Origin of the sequence: Desulfotignum balticum DSM 7044, assembly GCF_000421285.1 — a bacterium.
In the GTDB taxonomy this organism is placed as follows: domain Bacteria; phylum Desulfobacterota; class Desulfobacteria; order Desulfobacterales; family Desulfobacteraceae; genus Desulfotignum; species Desulfotignum balticum.
Map to the genome: position 1 here is coordinate 398,362 of NZ_ATWO01000001.1, position 18,554 is coordinate 416,915.

At 46.2% G+C, this 18,554-nt stretch carries 18 protein-coding genes; 12 read left to right on the forward strand and 6 right to left on the reverse strand.

All coding sequences use genetic code 11. The features are described from left to right. Positions 1 to 240: 240 nt before the first annotated feature. From K365_RS0102175 to K365_RS0102185, 3 genes are all read left to right on the forward strand, one after another. Entirely contained in the window at positions 241 to 1,848 is a 1,608-nt protein-coding gene (locus tag K365_RS0102175; RefSeq protein ID WP_024333323.1) for an IS1634 family transposase, read from the forward strand. A gap of 161 nt (positions 1,849 to 2,009) precedes the next feature. After that, a complete protein-coding gene (locus tag K365_RS0102180; protein WP_024333324.1) occupies positions 2,010 to 2,306 on the forward strand; it encodes a type II toxin-antitoxin system RelE/ParE family toxin in 297 nt (98 codons plus the stop codon). A 3-nt stretch (positions 2,307 to 2,309) separates the two neighbouring features. Beyond that, entirely contained in the window at positions 2,310 to 2,612 is a 303-nt protein-coding gene (locus tag K365_RS0102185; RefSeq protein ID WP_024333325.1) for an addiction module antidote protein, read from the forward strand. A 974-nt stretch (positions 2,613 to 3,586) separates the two neighbouring features. Here K365_RS0102185 and K365_RS27805 read toward each other — a convergent pair. Further along, positions 3,587 to 3,763 carry a hypothetical protein gene (locus K365_RS27805; RefSeq protein ID WP_156887665.1) on the reverse strand — a complete coding sequence of 59 codons (177 nt, stop codon included), beginning with the start codon at positions 3,761 to 3,763 and terminating at the stop codon, positions 3,587 to 3,589. Positions 3,764 to 3,944: 181 nt separating this feature from the next. On the opposite strand from K365_RS27805, the gene K365_RS0102200 reads away from it, so the two are divergent. Then, positions 3,945 to 4,922 carry a hypothetical protein gene (locus tag K365_RS0102200; RefSeq protein ID WP_024333326.1) on the forward strand — a complete coding sequence of 326 codons (978 nt, stop codon included), beginning with the start codon at positions 3,945 to 3,947 and terminating at the stop codon, positions 4,920 to 4,922. Positions 4,923 to 4,968: 46 nt separating this feature from the next. Here the strand turns inward: K365_RS0102200 and K365_RS0102205 are convergent, their stop codons facing one another. Further along, positions 4,969 to 5,592, reverse strand: coding sequence for an HNH endonuclease (locus K365_RS0102205; protein ID WP_024333327.1), 624 nt, complete (start codon positions 5,590 to 5,592; stop codon positions 4,969 to 4,971). 258 nt (positions 5,593 to 5,850) lie between these two features. Then, positions 5,851 to 7,350 (reverse strand): hypothetical protein, encoded by a 1,500-nt coding sequence (locus K365_RS0102210; protein ID WP_024333328.1) that lies wholly within the window; start codon positions 7,348 to 7,350, stop codon positions 5,851 to 5,853. Positions 7,351 to 7,942: 592 nt separating this feature from the next. Here K365_RS0102210 and K365_RS26310 point away from each other — a divergent pair. From K365_RS26310 to K365_RS0102235, 4 genes are all read left to right on the forward strand, one after another. After that, complete coding sequence (locus tag K365_RS26310; protein ID WP_006968876.1) at positions 7,943 to 8,458, forward strand: flavodoxin family protein; 516 nt, start codon at positions 7,943 to 7,945, stop codon at positions 8,456 to 8,458. Positions 8,459 to 8,676: 218 nt separating this feature from the next. After that, positions 8,677 to 9,246 carry a Crp/Fnr family transcriptional regulator gene (locus tag K365_RS0102220; RefSeq protein WP_245569124.1) on the forward strand — a complete coding sequence of 190 codons (570 nt, stop codon included), beginning with the start codon at positions 8,677 to 8,679 and terminating at the stop codon, positions 9,244 to 9,246. Positions 9,247 to 9,505: 259 nt separating this feature from the next. Then, a complete protein-coding gene (locus K365_RS0102230) occupies positions 9,506 to 9,700 on the forward strand; it encodes a flavodoxin family protein (protein ID WP_236609883.1) in 195 nt (64 codons plus the stop codon). A 202-nt stretch (positions 9,701 to 9,902) separates the two neighbouring features. Further along, the gene (locus K365_RS0102235; protein ID WP_024333329.1) at positions 9,903 to 10,892 is read left to right on the forward strand and encodes an aldo/keto reductase; all 990 of its coding nucleotides are present in this window, start codon (positions 9,903 to 9,905) and stop codon (positions 10,890 to 10,892) included. Between the two features lie 88 nt (positions 10,893 to 10,980). Here K365_RS0102235 and K365_RS0102245 read toward each other — a convergent pair whose 3' ends face one another. Next, positions 10,981 to 11,664, reverse strand: a complete 684-nt coding sequence (locus K365_RS0102245) for a CvfB family protein (protein WP_051147913.1) — start codon at positions 11,662 to 11,664, stop codon at positions 10,981 to 10,983. Positions 11,665 to 12,022: 358 nt separating this feature from the next. Here K365_RS0102245 and K365_RS0102250 point away from each other — a divergent pair, with 358 nt between their 5' ends. The 3 genes from K365_RS0102250 to K365_RS0102260 are packed head-to-tail and all read left to right on the forward strand — an operon-like array spanning position 12,023 to position 14,704. Beyond that, entirely contained in the window at positions 12,023 to 13,009 is a 987-nt protein-coding gene (locus tag K365_RS0102250; protein ID WP_024333331.1) for an ABC transporter substrate-binding protein, read from the forward strand. Positions 13,010 to 13,022: 13 nt separating this feature from the next. Then, positions 13,023 to 13,913, forward strand: a complete 891-nt coding sequence (locus K365_RS0102255; RefSeq protein ID WP_024333332.1) for an ABC transporter permease — start codon at positions 13,023 to 13,025, stop codon at positions 13,911 to 13,913. Further along, the gene (locus tag K365_RS0102260) at positions 13,910 to 14,704 is read left to right on the forward strand and encodes an ABC transporter ATP-binding protein (protein WP_024333333.1); all 795 of its coding nucleotides are present in this window, start codon (positions 13,910 to 13,912) and stop codon (positions 14,702 to 14,704) included. Before K365_RS0102255 ends, K365_RS0102260 begins: the two co-directional genes overlap by 4 nt. Positions 14,705 to 14,708: 4 nt before the next feature. Here the strand turns inward: K365_RS0102260 and K365_RS0102265 are convergent, their stop codons facing one another. Beyond that, on the reverse strand, positions 14,709 to 16,610 hold the full coding sequence (locus K365_RS0102265) for a SpoIIE family protein phosphatase (protein WP_024333334.1): 1,902 nt from the start codon (positions 16,608 to 16,610) through the stop codon (positions 14,709 to 14,711). Beyond that, a complete protein-coding gene (locus tag K365_RS0102270) occupies positions 16,600 to 17,478 on the reverse strand; it encodes an ABC transporter substrate-binding protein (protein WP_245569125.1) in 879 nt (292 codons plus the stop codon). The genes K365_RS0102265 and K365_RS0102270 overlap by 11 nt, the downstream gene beginning before the upstream one ends. A gap of 365 nt (positions 17,479 to 17,843) precedes the next feature. On the opposite strand from K365_RS0102270, the gene K365_RS0102275 reads away from it, so the two are divergent. Next, positions 17,844 to 18,509 (forward strand): transglutaminase-like domain-containing protein, encoded by a 666-nt coding sequence (locus K365_RS0102275; protein ID WP_006964297.1) that lies wholly within the window; start codon positions 17,844 to 17,846, stop codon positions 18,507 to 18,509. The last annotated feature ends 45 nt before the right edge of the window (positions 18,510 to 18,554 follow it).

Here is an 18,554-nt window from a genome sequence, read left to right on the forward strand (position 1 = left end):
CGGAAGACGGAGGAGCAGAGCTTTTAATCTCTGCCTTCGGTGACATGGCCAAGGCTGATCTTTGACAGTTATTTCTTAAATATTCTTTAATTTAAATAAGATAACACCTAAATTCCCGTAAAAATATAACGATGAAATCAGAGTAACCCACTAAAAAAATAATAAATTTGTTCGATTTTCCTTGCAATTTTCATCGTTACAGTATATGTAATTGTAACGATGAAAACAAGGAGATCGTCTATGGCAGCCATTGTGTATCAGACCAATAAAAAGACTGGAATCACTTATGCTTATGAGTCAATCTCCCATTGGGATAAAAAGAAAAAGCAGTCAAGGGCAAAACGAAAATGTATCGGGCGGGTGGATCCCGAAACACAGCAGATTGTTCCTACCCGCAGAAAAAAAATACCCCCCAGGACAGAAACCACGAAAAAAGGGACTATGTCTTTTACCAGGAATGCCCGCAAATTTTATGGTGCCACCTATTTTTTTGATCGTATAGCTGAAGATACCGGCCTGCTTGAGGATTTGAAAACATGCTTTCCAGACAACTGGCGGCAGATCCTGTCCATTGTCTATTATCTGATTCTTGAGGACAAAAACCCCTTGAGCCGTTTTCCACACTGGGCAGCCATTCACCGGCATCCATTCGGTGAAATCATCTGTTCTCAAAGGAGCAGTGAACTGTTGGCTTCCATCACGGAGGAGGCAAGGCAACGTTTTTTCCAACTCCAGGGCAAGCGCCGGATCGAAAAAGAATATCTGGCCTATGACAGCACGTCGATATCCAGTTATTCAAAATGCCTCAGACAGGTGCGATATGGTAAAAACAAAGATCATGAACCACTGGCACAGATCAACCTCAGCCTGCTGTTCGGCCAGGAATCACGCCTGCCGTTTTATTACCGGAAACTGGCTGGAAACATACCTGATGTCAAAACGCTGAGAAAACTGCTTGCTGACATGAATACGCTCGGTTATGAAAAGGTCAAAGTGGTCCTTGACCGGGGATTTTTCAGTGCAGCCAACATCAATGAGCTTTACCGCCATCACATCAAGTTCCTGATAGGTGCGAAACTGTCGTTGAATCTGGTGAAGACACATCTTGATCCTGTTCGGGACATGATGCGCGCCTGGCCTTATTACAAGCAGGCTTATCAGCTTTATGCATATTGCCTGCCCATTACCTGGAACTATGTTCAGGAACGTCCTTACAAAAACGATACCCTCACAGCTGAACGCCGGATGTATCTTCACATCTATTATTCTCCGGAACGGGCACTGGAAGATGAGAAAGCTTTCAATAACCGAATGGCTGTCTTGCAGGAGGAGCTGGTAAAAGGGCAGCGGCATCCGGATCATGAAAAGCAGTATGAAAAATTTTTCGATGTCAGAACAACTCCAGTAAGGGGAACGAAGGTCACGGCAAAAGAAGAGGCTTTTGCACAGGCAAAACGAAACTACGGCTATTTTGCTCTGATCAGCAATGAGGTTAAAGATCCTGTTGAAGCACTGGAACTATACCGCAATAAGGACATGATAGAGAAAGCCTTTGAAAATTTGAAAGAACGGTTGAATCCCAGGCGGGTTGCCGTTTCATCGGAACAAAGCCTGGATGGCAAGATGTTTGTACAATTCCTCTCTCTCATTTTTCTGTCTTATATCACCAAGAAAATGAAAGATAACAGCCTGTTCAAGGATTTTACAATGCAGGAGATTCTGGATGAATTTGACATTATCGAATGTTTTGAAGTGCCTGGTCAAAAATTACAGGTTGGAGAAATGACTAATAAGCAAACTGAACTTTACTCGAAATTTGAAGTCATACCTCCGAACTCGTTACAATAGCACGGGAATTCAGGATCTATTGGATTTCATATTTTACCGCCCAAAATCCTGTGGACTATCCCTGTAATACTGCTTTGAACCGGCATAGGAGAGGTCGTATCATTAATTTTGTGCATTAAATTTTATTTGACTTTTTGTATTCGATCGATTACATGTGCTGTATGTACACGGTTAAAACATTGCCCGAATTTGATAAATGGCTGAACAACTTGAAAGACCGTATTACGCGGCTTCGTCTAAGCCGCCGTCTCGATAAAGCACAGCGTGGCAACCTCGGTGATGTAAAACCAGTGGGGGAAGGCATCTTTGAAATGAGGGAACATTTTGGTCCAGGCTGGAGAATGTACTACACCAAGCGAGGTGAAACTTTGATCGTCATGCTTGGTGGGGGAGACAAAAGCAGCCAGGAGAGCGACATTGCCAAGGCCAAACAGCGGGAAACCGCTTTGGAGGATTGAAACATGAAAAAACGAATTGCAGATCTGCCGGATTTTGATATGGCCGAGCAGCTTAAAAGCGAAGAAGACATTGCTGCTTACATCACCATGGTGATTGAAGACGGTGATGCCGCCGAGCTGGCGCACGCTCTGGGAATAGCTGCCAAGGCTCGTGGTATGAGCGAAGTTGCCAAATCGACAGGAATAACCCGTGAAGCCTTGTATAAAGCACTTAAACCAAACGCCAAACCTCGATTTGACACAATTAATAAGGTGTGTGCAGCCCTTGGCGTTCGTTTGGTAGCTCAGCCTGCCAACACTCATTGAGCTACGATCCATTTTCAATTTAAAAATTCTTAGGCGTTTCTCGAGGGGTGCTGATTTTTTTTGTTATTGAGGCCTGATATATAAAAGATGGCAGATCAAACCAAGGTGTTGAGGCGAGGACTACTTGCAAGACAGGCTCCGTTTTTAGGTGGATGATGTCCCCAGACTATCCCTGTAAGCTTGGGTTTGCGGTTTGTAATAACACAAATCCACAAAAACCCCGTCATTCAATCATATTCGTGACTGAATGATATTCGGCGTGTATCTACAAATTTTGAAGTTTCAACTGATATTTTCGAGGCTCAAAATCTTTTTTGGATAGAATTTGATGATTTTAATATTCTACGTGGCTTGTTGTCCACCTCGTTACCCATAAGCACACGATGATTTAAATTAAAAATTCTGTATCCTGAAAGCCAGCACCTGTTTAAATTGGTTCTACGGCTTACCTGTAAAGTGTTACATTAATATCCCAAAAATCCGGTCAAAAATCCCAATTTGGAGTGCCTAAGTGAAAAAAAGCAAGGTATGGGAAAATGATAAGATTAATTGATGAATTTGAGCAGGTTGAAACCAAACAGCAGGAACCGCTGCATGCCTTTATCCTCCTCCCCCCTTTCGGGGGGGATAAGAGGGGGGGATTCTCAATATACATGGCCTAAAAAAAATGATGAAATTGTAAAGTGGGATTTGGTAAAAAAGCGTGAGAACATTTTTCCTCTACAAATCAGCATGTTACCATCTGTTTTTTAGCGCGCTTCTGCACCTCACAAATCCCACTAAAAAATGTATAAGGTCCATTCTCAAATTTTCTGAAAAAAGGCCTGATTTTGGCAAAAGATTGTGACATTTTGTTGGGATGCGAAAGTGACAATCTACACTTACCGCATTCAAGCTCATCTTTTTTGAAATATTATTTTAAATAGGTTGTGGCAGCAATGAATCATTTTAAACATTTACTTTGGAAAAATATTTCATTTTTTCATATTGCTTTTTTCTTTATGATACCCGTAATCATAATCATTCTTACGTTCTCTCGTTCTTTCAATATCTTTGCTGGAAGAGAGAAGTCCGAACAATGGTTCTGATGGGGGATTATATTTCCCTCTCTGTGCGTCAACCTTGCCTTTACCTTGATCTGAATTAGCCATGATTACCTCCTTGTTTTCATAGCTGCCACAGTAGATATTTTATATAAAATTTTGGTTTTGTCAACAACAAACTTTAGGTTTTATCTAAAGTACAAAAATATATTGACAAAACTCTTTCATTTAGATTATTAATAATTATTAATGTTTAACTCAATCATCTATGAAAAATGATGGCAATCCTATGGAATTAAAAGAACTTTTAAGTGATGAGAAGTTGCTATTGCGTGGTATCACTAAAAATACTTTATCTGAAATGACTGGCATTTCAGCGACTTATTTCAACTTGATCAAAAAAGACTCAATTAAAAAACCTGGTCGAGATAAAATGCTTTCGATAGGGATTGTGATGAATCTCTCACCAAAAGAAATATCAGATTTATTAAAGCAATATAAATACATAGATCTTGAAGCGGAGGATATTACAACTCTTTTCAAGCTTGCAGAAAATTGGAACATAACTGGAATTCAACCTCTTTTCGTATCTGGACTGCTACACAACATTTACAATCTATCTATAGGCAGTTTGCCAGGGGATGAAGTCATAATTGGGATGAGGTTGCCATCATTGTTTAGAAGTCCTGATCATGCAAAATATTTAGATATAGAAATTAAAAAAATTCGATATAAATCTTTTCATATCCTTAAAGAAAAAATGATTGAGAAAAGGATAGAGAAATTTGATGAAAATCTCCAAAAATATAAAATTAAACATTATTCGTGTTATGGTTGTTTTGAAGATTATATTCATTTAACCCTTAATTCAGAGGAAAGGCACCAAAGAGAATTTACCAAAGCCCACATACAAAACTTAATAGATTGTTTAAATGGAGACAAAAAAAAGAATTATGAATTTTACTTTTTAGATTATTGCCCTCACTTATCCTGTTATCTTAAATATGCTCCCGGGAAAGATATAATAGACAAAGACAATAAGGTCATGTATTACGGTCAGAAACCTATACAAAAGCAATCTCATATAAATTCAGAATCATATGCGGATCGCACAGGTATGGCATTCGGATATGCGACTGATAAACCTAATATTTTTTTGAATTTTCATTTACAGTACGAAATAGCTCAGAACGCAATAATGAAAGAATTCTCGGACAGAGATTCTGTTATCCAAAGGCTTGAGTGCGCAATCTCTGAGTTAAAATAACAAGATTTTGTGTTTCTGAAAAGTGAAAGTATGGTAGATCTCAATGTCAAGATTGGAATTTATATTTAATGATTCTGGCAAGGCCGTCCCAGTCATCCATTATTGGTGCATGGTTTCTTGGGTCTTCAATTTCAACCTCCTCAAGTAGCCATTGATTTCTACCAAATTGACAAGGGCCGCATGCTGTTACCAAATTGTTCTTATCGTTAGTTCCACCACGCTTATATGGTATTATATGGTCAATAGAAGCTGTAATAGTGGATAGGCCAAAATGTTTGTCTTCATTTGTTTTTCCCCATCGAGCCGCATTAGGAAAAAGTGAAATGAATTTTTTTTGAGCCTGCTTCAATATAACTCGTGACCCGCAAAAACGACATCTGTAGCCATCCCGTAAAAATATTTTTTTTGTGACTTCAGCATTTGGCATGCGAGGTAATTTGTTTTTCGGAATAGGATCATATACTGGATTTTTTGACTGCCTGTGGATTTTTGGATTAATGGGGCCAGTTACAAGGTATGAAAATTCTCTTAATGCCCTTAGGTCAGCTTCCCGAATAAATTTTTCACACAAATGCAGTTCATTTGCAATCAATGCATCTGCGGCTTGTGCCAATAACGATGCTGCGAGCTCAAATTCTGGAATTGGTGGAAGAAAAGATTTGCGTAGCATAAATTATTTAACCTAACATTAAGTTGAAGATTAATGAAGGGTGTTGAAACCATTCAAATTCCTGTTTAGTTATGGGTGCCCAATACGTTTGTAACCCATTTTCCCGATGTCAGACTGCTCGGTTTTTACCGTGTCAATATCTGGTTTTGTTTTTTTCCCGCATAAAGTCTTTTTCAGACGGCGGCCTTTGTTTAATCCAGATATACCAGTACCGTCCGATCAATCGGCTCAGAAAAAATCCCGCATTGAATGTTCAATTCATCCTGTGGCAGCAAACAACTCCTTTTGGCCATCTTCTTTTTTCTTCGGTTTATGCCTTGTTCCAGCCATTTCAAGCAACAATGTTACGATAGTCGTCAACGTTGATCGGACAATTACACCCTGCTGACTTCTTACCCGTGTTTGTTCAAGGCCTTCTCGTTTCTTCATCAAATTGAAGGGCCTTTCACAGTTTTTTCGAATCTCGATTGCGTCTTGAGATCCGCCATGAAAAGTCGGCATTGGTTGAAAATAACCACTGTCAAAAGAAACAATCCTTGATTTTGGGCAATTGGATTCAAACGTACACTCACCCGGAGCGGCATCACATCCAAATTCATGACCTTCCGGTGTCGATCCCAAAAACTGCATCGGAATCTCACAAGAATCATTACAGGCAACTCTTAATGGCGATTCCAAAACGTTGTCAGGAAGGTTGGCTTTCTCCGATTCAGGGGCTACGATATAGACACCGGTTTCATTGAGAACCGAACCATCGCTATCATGATACGCCTGATCGGCGGTAACCAATTTGATATCAATTCCCAGTGCCTGAGCAAGCTTGATCAACGGTTTTAAAAACAGGCTGTCATGATGATTTGCTGCCCCTACTAAGGATACCAATGGAAAACTATGGCCTGTTGATGGGTTGATGGCTGTTAGAGTGTGAAGCCGGTAGCCAATAACGTAATGCGATTTATCCCTTTTGTTCCGGCGCTTTCCACAATCGCAGTCTGGATCGGAATAAATTCGTATTTTCTTACCTTTGATCTGAATTGTACAAAGGGGATAATTGACTTCAGACTGCAGCTCGCTCGAATCAACACCGTGAATGACGGCATTTTCAAGGCAACCCGATCTATAAAAATGATGGAGGAAATATACCAGGACATTCATCAATTGTTTGAAGTTCAGGCCACGCCGGAAGTGACACAATTCAGTGTGATCTGCCTGGGTTTTAGTATTTAAGGGCAACCGCACAAAACGCCTGTTTTGCTTTCGTTCCCTGCCAAAATATTCATCGCTGCAAAATTTCCTGTAACTGATTTCAGGGTATTTGATAATTTTTAAAAGCTCCATCCGAAATAACTGGTAGGGCTGAATATCCCTGTGCACAGCGGAATAGCTGTCAGGCGCAATCAAGCTGTTGATAATCTGGTCATCTATAAGCTGATCAATAAACTGTAATTCCGGATCCACAATTTCGGGATATGGCTTTTTCAGTGCGTCAAAATGAAACAGGTTGTCGGAATGAAAATTTTCAATATAAAATGCCATCTCGGGAAGGCTACGAATACCTGCTGAAGGGGCTTGGTCTTCAACGCCTATGAGTTCTTCGATGGGAATGTCCAATATCTTAGAATAATCATATTTATCCACAACCTCCGTCATTATTTGTTTTGTCAGCTCTTTTTTGGATTTCCTTGTCATCTTGTTCCAGTTCGGAAAATTCCTTTTCAATTGCTTTGTGATGATTCTTCTGATATTTTTTGTATGCATAAAGCCTCTGTGGTGTTGTTTGTTTTATTGTTTAGTCACTTTAAATTTACAACTAAACAGAGGCTTTTGCAACTCCTAACAGACTGAAAAGTTAGCAAATTACACTAATCTTGCACCATCGATTTCAACACCCTTTAATGGAGAATATCCTGTCTGCCGCCTTGATGGCAAGGGTGAATTTGAACTCCTGGATTTTGATTTCTACAGGGCGTTACTTTGATCTATTATTGGGGACCTGATATGCAAATTTGGCATCAAACAGAGGTGGTTAAGGCAAAAACTACTTGCGTGCCAAAGACAGTTTTTAGGTCGATGAAAACTCCCGACTTTTCCTGTAACTCATTTCCAGAAAAATTTTTATACTTCCAAAAACCGTTTGTTGTTTTTTCCATCCAAAGATGATGTTGCAACAAACCGGAACACTGCTTTTTATAACAACACAGCGCGTATCCTGGGCACGCAGTCAGCGTTTGATGAATTATTATCAATAATGTAGCCAATGCTACAGACAGACGAATGACATTTAAATATGATACAGTTCAGAATGGTTTTAAGGATCGCAATAACAAATAAACCAAAAGGAGATTCAATCATGAAGGTATTGGTCACTTATTTCAGCCAGAGCGGCAACACGGAAAAAATCGCCAAAGCTATCTGCGAAGAAGCAGCTAAAACCAGTTATACCGATTTAAAGAAACTTGAAGAAATTACCCCTGACATGGTTGCCAAATATGACTGCATTTTCATGGGGTCGCCTCTGCACTCCGGAAGCCTGGCCGCCCCGGTCAAAGAATGTTTAAGTGTTCTAAAGTCAACGTCCGGTCAACAGATGGCAGGGTTCATTACCCACATGGCACCTGCTTATCCGGAACAGGATATGGATGCTTTTGAAGAACCTATGAAAACCGCATGCAGAGAAAAAGGAATCGAATACAGGGGGTGTTTTGACTGCCAGGGATTTTTGGCTGAGGCGATGCATGAACCTGTGCAGAAAAAACTGGGCATTGATGATGAAACGTGGGCAGGGATGGTCAAGCAGATGACCGGCCGTCCCAACCAGGAAGATGTGGACAATGCCAAAGCGTTCGTAAGTAGACTTTTTGCTTAAGCCGTCAAAATCATGGATCAGTTCCGCTGTAAATGATATATTGATGAACATAAAAGAATCATGTCCCGTATGAAAGGATCCCCATGACTTGTTTATGCAAACAAATCGCAGGAAATGACATAGAGCTGTCTCCGACTTGTATCGGCAATCTTTGGATATTTCAGGGCCTTGCCCCTGACGATGTTCAGGCTCTTGCAAAAGAAGCATTGCGGAAAAAAATGAAAAAAGGGGATACCGTATTCATGCAGGGAGATACCGCCAACGAGGTGTTCCTCATAAAGGGGGGCCGCATTAAACTGACCAAGGTGCTGGAAGATGGAACCGAGCTCATGCTGGACCTGAGAAAAGCCGGTGATTTTGTTGGCGAAAATATGTTCTCTGAAGAGGGCGAGTATCCGGTCAGTGCGGTCTGCATGGAAGATACATTGACATGCGGGTTCACCCGGAGCCAGTTTGAAGAACTGGTGCTCAACAATCCCACGGTCGGCCTCCAGGTGATCAAAACCCTCAGTGAAAGGATTTCCTGGCTTACCACCCGGGTGGGTAATCTGGCCGTGACAAATATCGAGGATCGTCTTTACAAGGTCCTTTGCAATGTTGCCAAAGAGCATGGAGAACAAAGGCCCCAGGGAGTGATGATTCAATTTCCACTGACTCACGAGGATCTCAGCTTTTTGATCGGCACACACAGGGTGACGGTTACCCGGGCCATGAAAGCACTCAAGGAAACAGGAAAAATTATTCTTGAAAACAGACGGCTTATCCTGCCATCTCTGGCAATCTCATAATTAAGGAAATTCTTTATGTCACCGCAAGATTAAATATCAGGAAAAAGGGGGACAGAGTCTGCATTTTCTCATCATAAAAAAACTAAAACAAATGGAGGCCAAATTTGAAAGTTGTTGGATTTAACGGCAGTGCCAGAAAAAAAGGGAATACCGCCTGTTCCGGCATAAAGTCGGTGCCGGTGTTGCTGCCGTCAGGCGATCCGGAGGAATCTCCACGGTTGAGACGCTGAATCATTATATCAACTACTCTGAAATGATTATGCCTTCTTCAAACTATTGGAATGTGGCCCATGGCCTTACCCCCGGAGAAATGGAGCAGGATGCCGAGGGTAAACAGATCATGCAGGTTTTAGGCAAAAACATGGCATGGATCATGAAAGTGATCAGATACGCGGAAAAGGAATTTCCGCCGCCGGAAACAGTTGCCAAAACCACGACCAATTTTATCAGATAATTTGGAATCACCCCCCGCATGTTGTTGAAGTCATGGGCGACGCATCCGACCCGGCGACCCACGGATTCAATTTCCGTCATGGGGCGCATTTTGTATTAAAATACAGGTATTCATGCATTTACAATCTTATGCGCCCACAATAAAATAACTTTCGCAAAAATTGGAAAGATATCTTTCTCAAAAGAAAAAAGGAGATTTAAAAATGGAATATTATAAAATTCCGGGAACGGATCTAGACGTTTCGCGTATCGCGCTTGGGACATGGGCAATCGGCGGATGGATGTGGGGTGGAACAGATGAAAATGAGTCCATTGAAACCATCCATGCTGCTTTTGACAAAGGTGTAAATATTATTGATACAGCGCCGGTTTACGGATTCGGCAAATCTGAAGAAATTGTGGGAAAAGCGGTTGCTGCGTTCGGAAACCGTGACAAAATAAGCCTTTCCACAAAAGCGACACTTGACTGGACAGAAAACGACAAAATAAAACGAAACGGCTCAAGAGACCGTATAATGAAGGAAGTTGAAGATTCACTTAAAAGACTTAAAACAGATACCATTGATATATATTATGTGCACTGGCCTGATTCTTCCCGTCCTATATCAGAGACAGCAAAAGCGATGCGTGAACTATACGATCAGTCTGTTATAAAGGCGGTCGGTGTCAGCAATTTTACCCAGGATCAGATGGAAGCTTTCCAAAAAGAATGCCCGCTTCATTTGTGTCAGCCGCCATTTAATATTTTTGAGCGTGATATAGAAAAAGATATAAAGCCTTACTGCCAGCAGAAAGATATTACGCTCATGACTTATGGCGCGATATGCCGAGGTCTCTTGTCAGGAAAAATATCAAAGGACACCCAATTTAAAGGCGACGATCTTCGCAATGCCGATCCGAAATTCAAGGAGCCCCGTTTCAGCGGTTATCTTGAAGCCGTTCAAAAACTTGAAGATCTGGCAGGTAAAAGATTCAACAAATCCCTTCTGGCATTCAGCTTAAGATGGATTTTTGAAAAAGGGATTCCTGTCGCCATATGGGGCGGACGCAAACCCTCTCATCTTGAGCCTCTTGATGATATTTTCGGATGGTCTATGGATCTTGCAACGCTTTCAGCGGTTGAAACCATTCTTGCACAAACAGTGAAACAGCCTGTAGGGCCTGAATTCATGGCGCCTCCGACCGGGGTGTAGATATAAATGAATCAGGCGCTTTTTTTCCGCGCAATTTGCAGATTCCGAAAAACCACCATAAAGGGTTTGGGATTGGTATCATATTGATTCATTGTATCAGGCCGATCCCGTTGTCTTTTAATTCGATCAACCTTTTTTTATACAGACTGCCCACAGCTCTTTTGAATTCTTTCTTGCTCATGGAAAACCTTTTGCGGATCTCTTCAGGGGCGCTTTTATCGTGGCAGGGGATAAATCCCCCGAATTTATTCAACCGGTATAAAATGACTTCCGCTGATTTGGGAACCGATGAATACCCGGGTTTTTTCAGGCTCAGATCAATTTTCCCATCCTCACGGATCCGCATGATATACCCTTTGCACGTATCCCCGATAAATAATTTTTGAAAGGTTTCATTTAAATACAGCATCCCATAGTATCGATTATCAACAACGGCCATGATTCCGATGGGAGTGATGGAGTGGACAATCAAGTCAACCTGCTGCCCGACTTTCAGATCATGGGTGTTTTTATCACAATGGGCGGAAATCCGCGTTGTACCGTACACCTTGTTTGTTCTGTCATCCCGGCAGATTTTGACTAAATATTTTTTTCCGGGTTCCATCCTGTCCTGCTGCTCATTTCTGGGTACCAGCAAATCCTTTTCCACCCCCCAATCCATAAAGGTTCCAAAAGAGGTAACATCTTTTGCGATTAAAAAAACAAAATCACCCACCCCACCTGCGGGTTTTAACGTGGCTGCCACCTGACGATCTTCAGAATCAGTGTACACAAAAATATCTCCTGGCATTAAGGATTTCTCACTGTGAAAGTTATCCTGTCATTATATCATATTAATTATGTTCTTGATACATGATCCGCGCAAGGTCACAGATTCTTTCAAACATCTTTACAGAAATCTGAAATATTGGTACCAAGCAGATGTTTCCGGTTTTGTGTGGCCGGGATGGAAATGAAAAAACAACTTTATGATGCAGAGCAGTGGGCTTCAGTGAATGGGGATTTGTGCCTTGCTTTTTTGAGGCGCCTGTATAAAATAGGCACCCAGTATCTGTGATAAAAATTTTGAGCGTCGGATGACCGGAAAAACGCCGGTCTGTGTAATTATTTTTTAAAAAGGGACGAATGCCATGAAAAAATTGATAAGTTTGATCGTTGCAGGCCTTGTCATGGGGCTGATTGCTTTTTCCCAGGCCCAGGCCAAAGAGGATGTGTTGATCGGGATTTCCAAGATTGTGGCCCATCCGGCTCTGGACGCTTTGGAGCAGGGGGTCCAGGACGGGGTGAAAGAACGGTTTCCCCAGGCCCGGTTTGATCTCCAGAATGCCAACGGTGAGATGTCCACGGCCGCATCCATTGCCCAGAAATTCAAAGCGGAAAATGTGGACATTGCCGTGGGCATTGCCACGCCTACGGCCCAGGCCCTGGTGAATACCATCAAGGACCGGCCCGTGCTGTTCTGCGCCGTGACCGATCCGGAAGGGGCCGGGCTGGTGGCATCGGTTGAAAAAGGGGAAAAAGGCGTGACCGGCACTTCGGACATGACCCCGGTGAAGGAACAGATCCTGCTGCTCAACCGGATCAAACCGTTGAAAAAACTGGGCCATGTGTACTCCTCCAGCGAGGCCAATGCCGTGGCTTTGGCTGAGATTGCCAGGCAGGTGTGCAAGGATCTGGACATTGAATTTGTGGAAACCACGGTGACCAATTCCGCAGAGGTCAAACAGGCGGTTCAGACCATTGCATCCCGGGTGGACGGCATTTACCTGAGCAACGACAACACCATTTTTTCCGCCCTGTCTGCTGTGACCCAGGTGGCCATGCGCCACAACATCCCAATCATGTCCGCAGACCCCAGTTCCGCTGAGACCAACGATGTCCTGGCGGCCTGGGGATTTGACTATTACAAGATGGGCCGGGTCACGGGCCGGCTGGCCGCAGATATCCTGGAGGGGGCTGATCCGGTGGACATTCCCACGGTATACATGACGGAACCCGGGGACGTGGACCTGCTGATCAATCTGGATGTGGCACAGAAACTGGGACTGACCATCCCCAAAGAGATTCTGGATACAGCCAACAAGGTGATCGAAAACGGTCAGCTCACCGTCCGGTAAGCAGGCGATCTGAATGATTGAAGGTATTTTTGTCGAAGGCCTGATTTACGCCATCATGGCCCTGGGGGTGTTTTTTACTTTCCGGATTCTGGATTTTCCCGACCTGACCGTGGACGGATCGTTTCCCATGGGAGCCGTGATCATGGCCACCAGTCTTCATGCCGGGGTGAATCCCTTGTCCGGGCTGGTTCTGGCGTTTTGCGGCGGGGTCAGTGCCGGATTTGTCACGGCAGCCATTCACAACAAGCTCAAGGTGCCCCATCTGCTGGCAGGCATTCTCACCATGACCATGCTTTATTCCGTGAACATCCGGATTCTGTCCAACCGGGCCAACCTGCCCCTGCTCCGGGTGGACACCATCCTTACCCGGGTCCAGAGCGCGTGTGAGGGGATTCTCTCACCGGAGATCGCTTCGCTGATCTTTTTCATCCTGGTGGTGCTGGGGTTGAAACTGGCCCTGGATCTGTTTTTTCTCACGGACCTGGGCCTGGTGTTCGGGGCCCTTGGCAACAACGAACAGATGGTCCGGGTCCAGGGCGTGAATCCGGCCACGCTCAAGCTCATCGGCGTGGGGCTTTCCAATGGGCTGGTGGCGTTGTCCGGCGCGTTTGCCGCCCAGTACCAGGGGTTTGCCGACGTCAACCTGGGCCAGGGCATTGTGGTGTCGGGCCTGGCCTCGGTCATGCTCGGAGAGTTTCTCATCAAATCCAACCGGATCTGGGCGTTGACCCTCCGGGTAGTGCTGGGGGCGATCCTGTTCAAGGCCATTATGTACCTGGGCCGCTATTACGGCTATTACATCAATATGACCCCCAACGACCTGAAGCTGATCACGGGGTTGCTGATCATCATTTCCCTGGCGATTTCCAATTATAAACGTCTCCGGGCAAAGGGGAATGCATGATTCAACTGGATGCGATTACCAAGACCTTTAATCCCGGCACCCCGGGAGAGAAAACCGTGATCCGGAACCTGTCTCTGGCCGTGGAATCCGGGGATTTCATCACCATTATCGGCAGCAACGGGGCCGGTAAAACCACGCTGTTCAACCTGATCTCCGGGGCTGTGTTTCCCAGTGCCGGCGAGATCCGGATCAAGGGCCGGAAAGTGACATTTGAGCCGGAATACCGCCGGGCCATGCACATCGGCCGGATTTTTCAGGATCCTCTGGCCGGCACGGCCTCCAACATGACCATTGAAGACAATATGATGATCACGGCAAAAAAAGGATTCCGGTGGCCCAAAATCAGCCTGAACCGGGCCATGCGCCAAAAATTCGCAGACCAGGTCAAAACCCTGGACATGGGGCTGGAGACCCGCATGAAAGTGAATGTCTCCTCGTTGTCAGGCGGCCAGCGCCAGGCGCTGACGCTGTTGATGACGGTTTTGTCCGGCCCGGATATCCTGCTTCTGGATGAACACACCGCAGCCCTGGACCCCAGCAATGCCGCCATGGTCATGGAACAGACCCAGCGGGTCATCCGGGAACGGTCTTTGACCACGCTCATGGTCACCCATAACATGAACCATGCCATTGCATTCGGCAACCGCCTGATCATGATGGATGCCGGCGAGATTATCGTGGATGTCAAGGGTGCGGAAAAGCAGGACCTCACCCGGGAGGGTCTGATTCAGATGTTTGCAGACACCCGGAAAAAAGCGTTTGAAAATGATGAGGTGCTGCTGTCCACCTGATTGATTACCCCCTTCGAAATGCCAGCATGGTGATATCATCGGACTGTTCGGCGCCACGGGTGTAATCTGCCAGAGCCCTGCGCATGGCTTCCACCATGCCGTTACAATCAAGGTCCCGGTATTTTTCAATCTGTTCCAGTGTCCAGGCATCGCCGGACAATGCGTTTTCCGGATTCATGGCTTCGGTCACCCCGTCCGTATAGATGAATATCGCGTCCCCCGGCGCAAATAACAACTCGCCCTCATCAAAAGTGAAATCCGGCATGCCGCCCACCACCACCCCTTTGACGGTCGGCGGTGCCATGGCCGGTTTGCCGGCATGCAGCAGAAAAGGCGGGTTGTGCCCGCCGTTGGCGTAGACACAATGTCCCGTGGTCAGGTTGATCCGGGCGCAAAACAGGGTCACGAACATGCAGGAGTCATTGTCCCGGACCAGCTCCCGGTTCAGCCGCGTCATGGTGGCTGCCGGACTGTGTTCCTCCTGCCAGATCGAGCGCAGGAACGTGCGGGTGACAGCCATGAACAGAGCGGCCGGCACGCCTTTGCCGGAAACATCTCCCACAACCAGACAGAGTTCATCTTCATCGATCATGTAGAAATCGTAAAAATCACCGCCGATCTCCCGGGCCGGTTCGAGAATCGCGTAAATCTCCATGTCGTTCCGGTTGGGAAACGGCGGGAAAGTGTGCGGAACCAGGCTCATCTGGATATCTCTGGCAATCTGCATTTCACTTTCAATCCGCTCCTTGGCTGCGGTTGTTTGTGCCAGATCGATCATGTAGCGTTTGAGATCATTGCGCATGGATTCAAACGCATTAGCCAGCCCCGCCACCTCATCTTTACCGGTGACAACCGGTAAAGAGACGTCAAGATTCCCCGTGGCCAGGGTGCGGGCGCCGGCTTCCAGCTGTTGCAATGGACGGGATATGGAGCGGGCAATCAGTAACGACATCACCAGCAGCAGAACAAACCCGGCTGCGCCGAAAAACAGGGTATTGCGGCTGAAATCAAATACCACCCCCAGCAATTCTTTTTCAGGAAACACCAGCCCCACGGACCATCCCGTGCTGGGCACAGGCGAAAAAGCCAGCCAGGCCGGTCTTGTATTCGTTAATCCGTCAAAGAACACAAACCCTGTTTCACCTTGGATCATCCGTTGACCGATTTTGCGCAGATTTTTGGAGCCCCGCGCCTCGGCCAGACTGAAAATACTTTCATTCATGATCAATTCCCCGGCCGGATGGGAAATGATCACCCCCGTGGCGGACACGAGAAACGCATACCCGGAGCGGCCCACGGGTAACTGTGCCAGCATTTCCTGCAACCATTCCAAAGAGACATCGCTTGTAATCACACCGGCGAATTCATCCTCAGCATCCCATACCGGCGCCGCACGGGTTACCATGAGGACATTGCCCCCGCCTTCATCAAAGTACGGCTCCGTCCATATCGTGCGAGTCAGGTCCCGGGGCAGGGCAAACCAGTCCCACACATCATACTGGTACCCTTCCGCATTTAAATCACCGCGCAAAAGCGTTTGGGCCGGGGGTACATCGCGCCATACATAGGGGGCCTTGCCTTTGGGCCAGGGCGCAATGGCCGCGCCGAATATTTCCGGATTGTCTCTCACCAGTTTTTCAAGCAGATCGTACTGTTGTGCGACCGTATGTTTGTTTTCCGTCAACATGAAGGCAGCCGATTGCACCACCTTTTCCACGGCATACCCTGTCACCTCAATGCGGAAGGCCGTGGCCCGGGCCAAGTGGTTGGATTTTTCCTGCAGTTCCTCCAGCAGGAGACCCCGGGCGGAAATATAATTATAACCGATCACCGCCCCCAGGATGCCGCCGGCACCGATAATGATCATCAGAGCCATGCGCGGTGCGATGCGTATTTTACGGAACATGGACAAACTCCTCGAAAGACGGGGCATCCGTGATCATTTTATGCGCCATCAACAGATCAACGGACCGGGAATAATCATCTTTGGAGAGGCGGCCAACCGTCCAGTCGCCGACGTACTCGGGAAAGATCGAGGAAAGCACGACGGTTAGCATCCAGCGCATGTGCGGACGATTGGCGGGCACTTTGGCTCCCCGGGCGTATTGCATCACAATATCAAGGGTTTCTTCCGGATGGGCCGCAGCATATTCCCAGCCTTCAAGCGAGGCTGCGGCCATGGCCCGGCAGGCGGCCGGACGGCTTTCAAGGGTTTTTTGCAAACAATAGATGCCATCTTCCGGAAAAGGCGTATCAATGGATGCCAGGGAAAAAACCATCAATTCCTCCATGTCGATGCCGGCCTGAAACATCATGTGATATTCGTTGTAGTACATGGCCGTGCATGCATCCACGCCACGCTGTAAAAACAAATTGATGGAATAATTCTGCTGGATGATCTGCGGCTGGATGTCATGGGCCTGGAAAAAAGCCATAAACGGCGGACGGAACTGTCCCTTCCACACCCCCACACGACGTCCGTCCAGATCATGAACGTTGGTAATTCCACTGTCTTTCCAGACGATCAGAACCATGTTTGAACGATTGACAATCTGGGCGATATTGCGGACCGCAATCCCGTTTGACGCATCCGTCAAGGCCGAAGCCAGCCAGCGGGTGGCAAAATCCGCGCGGCCGTCACGCAGGTACTCGCCCTGATCCCGGTCCGGTCCGCCGCGCAGGATGGTCACATCCAGGCCATGGTCCGCATAGATGCCTTTTTCCAGTGCCATGTAATACCCGGCAAACTGGGCCTGGTGCGTCCATTGCAGCATCAGCGTGACCGGCACCCTTGCTGAGGTATCTAAAGAAACGTTTTCTGCCGCATGAGCCCTCGGCAGGATAAAAATCATTGCCGCGGCAACACAGCAACACAAAGCCCTGGTAATAGTCATCGTCTCAAAAACCGCCCTGACGCTAATGTTTAATCCCATAATGCCGATCCCGGTAGCACGGGTCAATATAAATAGTTAACAGACTGAATGTAAAAATCAAGCATATTATTTAACCATAACCGCAGGTGCCTCCCCCACACGGCGGATCAGCCGAAGCAAAAAACGGACATTGATTTTTTCCGGTTTCCTGGGGTATACACAAAAGGGTGTTCAAAAGATATCAATCCCCCGGGAAAGGAGTGCCCATGTCCGCCAGTCTGTCCGCCACCTATTTTATCGACAAGGATCATCCGGATATCATTGCGTTTTCAAAAAAACATGCCGGAACCGGTACCACCGACAAAGAAAGGGCCGTCAGCCTGTATTATGCGGTGCGGGATTTGATCCGGTACAACCCTTACAGCATTGAACCGGTGAAAGACAGCATCAAAGCCAGTGCTGTTCTGGCGAAAAAAGAAGGGTATTGCGTGGCCAAGGCCGTGCTGCTGGCCGCCTGTCTTCGAAGTCAGAAGATTCCGGCCCGGCTGGGGTTTGCCGATGTGAAAAACCATTTGAACACGGAGCGGCTCAAGGCGTTGATGCAAACGGATCTGTTCGTGTGGCACGGGTTTGCGGAAATCTATCTGGAAGGCAGATGGGTCAAGGCCACCCCGGCATTTAATTTAAGCCTGTGCGAAGCGTTCAATGTCAAGCCTCTGGAATTTGACGGGACCCGTGATTCTATTTTTCATCCCTTTGACAACTTAGGCAACCGGCACATGGAATATGTGACCGATCACGGCAGTTTTGATGATTTGCCCTGGGACCGGGCCCTGGCCGCCATGAAACAGGCCTATCCCAAGTATTTTGAGACCTATGAACGCAAAGCCGGAGATTTCAACGCAGAGGCGGCCCGGGAAAATAAGGGGTGAGCTTCGAGAGTCAGGTGCCGGGTATCAGGTATGGGAAAATACCTG

Excerpts from the sequence above, each read along its gene's own strand:
- K365_RS0102220 (WP_245569124.1), top strand. The coding sequence starts at position 8,677 with ATGAAAAAAGGGGATACCGTATTCATGCAGGGAGATACCGCCAACGAG.
- K365_RS0102275 (WP_006964297.1), top strand. The coding sequence starts at position 17,844 with ATGTCCGCCAGTCTGTCCGCCACCTATTTTATCGACAAGGATCATCCG.
- K365_RS0102200 (WP_024333326.1), top strand. The coding sequence starts at position 3,945 with ATGGAATTAAAAGAACTTTTAAGTGATGAGAAGTTGCTATTGCGTGGT.
- K365_RS0102270 (WP_245569125.1), bottom strand. The coding sequence starts at position 17,478 with ATGCTGCAATGGACGCACCAGGCCCAGTTTGCCGGGTATTACATGGCA.
- K365_RS0102235 (WP_024333329.1), top strand. The coding sequence starts at position 9,903 with ATGGAATATTATAAAATTCCGGGAACGGATCTAGACGTTTCGCGTATC.
- K365_RS0102260 (WP_024333333.1), top strand. The coding sequence starts at position 13,910 with ATGATTCAACTGGATGCGATTACCAAGACCTTTAATCCCGGCACCCCG.
- K365_RS0102255 (WP_024333332.1), top strand. The coding sequence starts at position 13,023 with ATGATTGAAGGTATTTTTGTCGAAGGCCTGATTTACGCCATCATGGCC.
- K365_RS0102265 (WP_024333334.1), bottom strand. The coding sequence starts at position 16,610 with ATGTTCCGTAAAATACGCATCGCACCGCGCATGGCTCTGATGATCATT.
- K365_RS0102185 (WP_024333325.1), top strand. The coding sequence starts at position 2,310 with ATGAAAAAACGAATTGCAGATCTGCCGGATTTTGATATGGCCGAGCAG.
- K365_RS0102180 (WP_024333324.1), top strand. The coding sequence starts at position 2,010 with ATGTACACGGTTAAAACATTGCCCGAATTTGATAAATGGCTGAACAAC.
- K365_RS27805 (WP_156887665.1), bottom strand. The coding sequence starts at position 3,763 with ATGGCTAATTCAGATCAAGGTAAAGGCAAGGTTGACGCACAGAGAGGG.
- K365_RS0102175 (WP_024333323.1), top strand. The coding sequence starts at position 241 with ATGGCAGCCATTGTGTATCAGACCAATAAAAAGACTGGAATCACTTAT.
- K365_RS0102210 (WP_024333328.1), bottom strand. The coding sequence starts at position 7,350 with ATGCATACAAAAAATATCAGAAGAATCATCACAAAGCAATTGAAAAGG.
- K365_RS0102205 (WP_024333327.1), bottom strand. The coding sequence starts at position 5,592 with ATGCTACGCAAATCTTTTCTTCCACCAATTCCAGAATTTGAGCTCGCA.
- K365_RS0102230 (WP_236609883.1), top strand. The coding sequence starts at position 9,506 with ATGCCTTCTTCAAACTATTGGAATGTGGCCCATGGCCTTACCCCCGGA.
- K365_RS0102250 (WP_024333331.1), top strand. The coding sequence starts at position 12,023 with ATGAAAAAATTGATAAGTTTGATCGTTGCAGGCCTTGTCATGGGGCTG.
- K365_RS26310 (WP_006968876.1), top strand. The coding sequence starts at position 7,943 with ATGAAGGTATTGGTCACTTATTTCAGCCAGAGCGGCAACACGGAAAAA.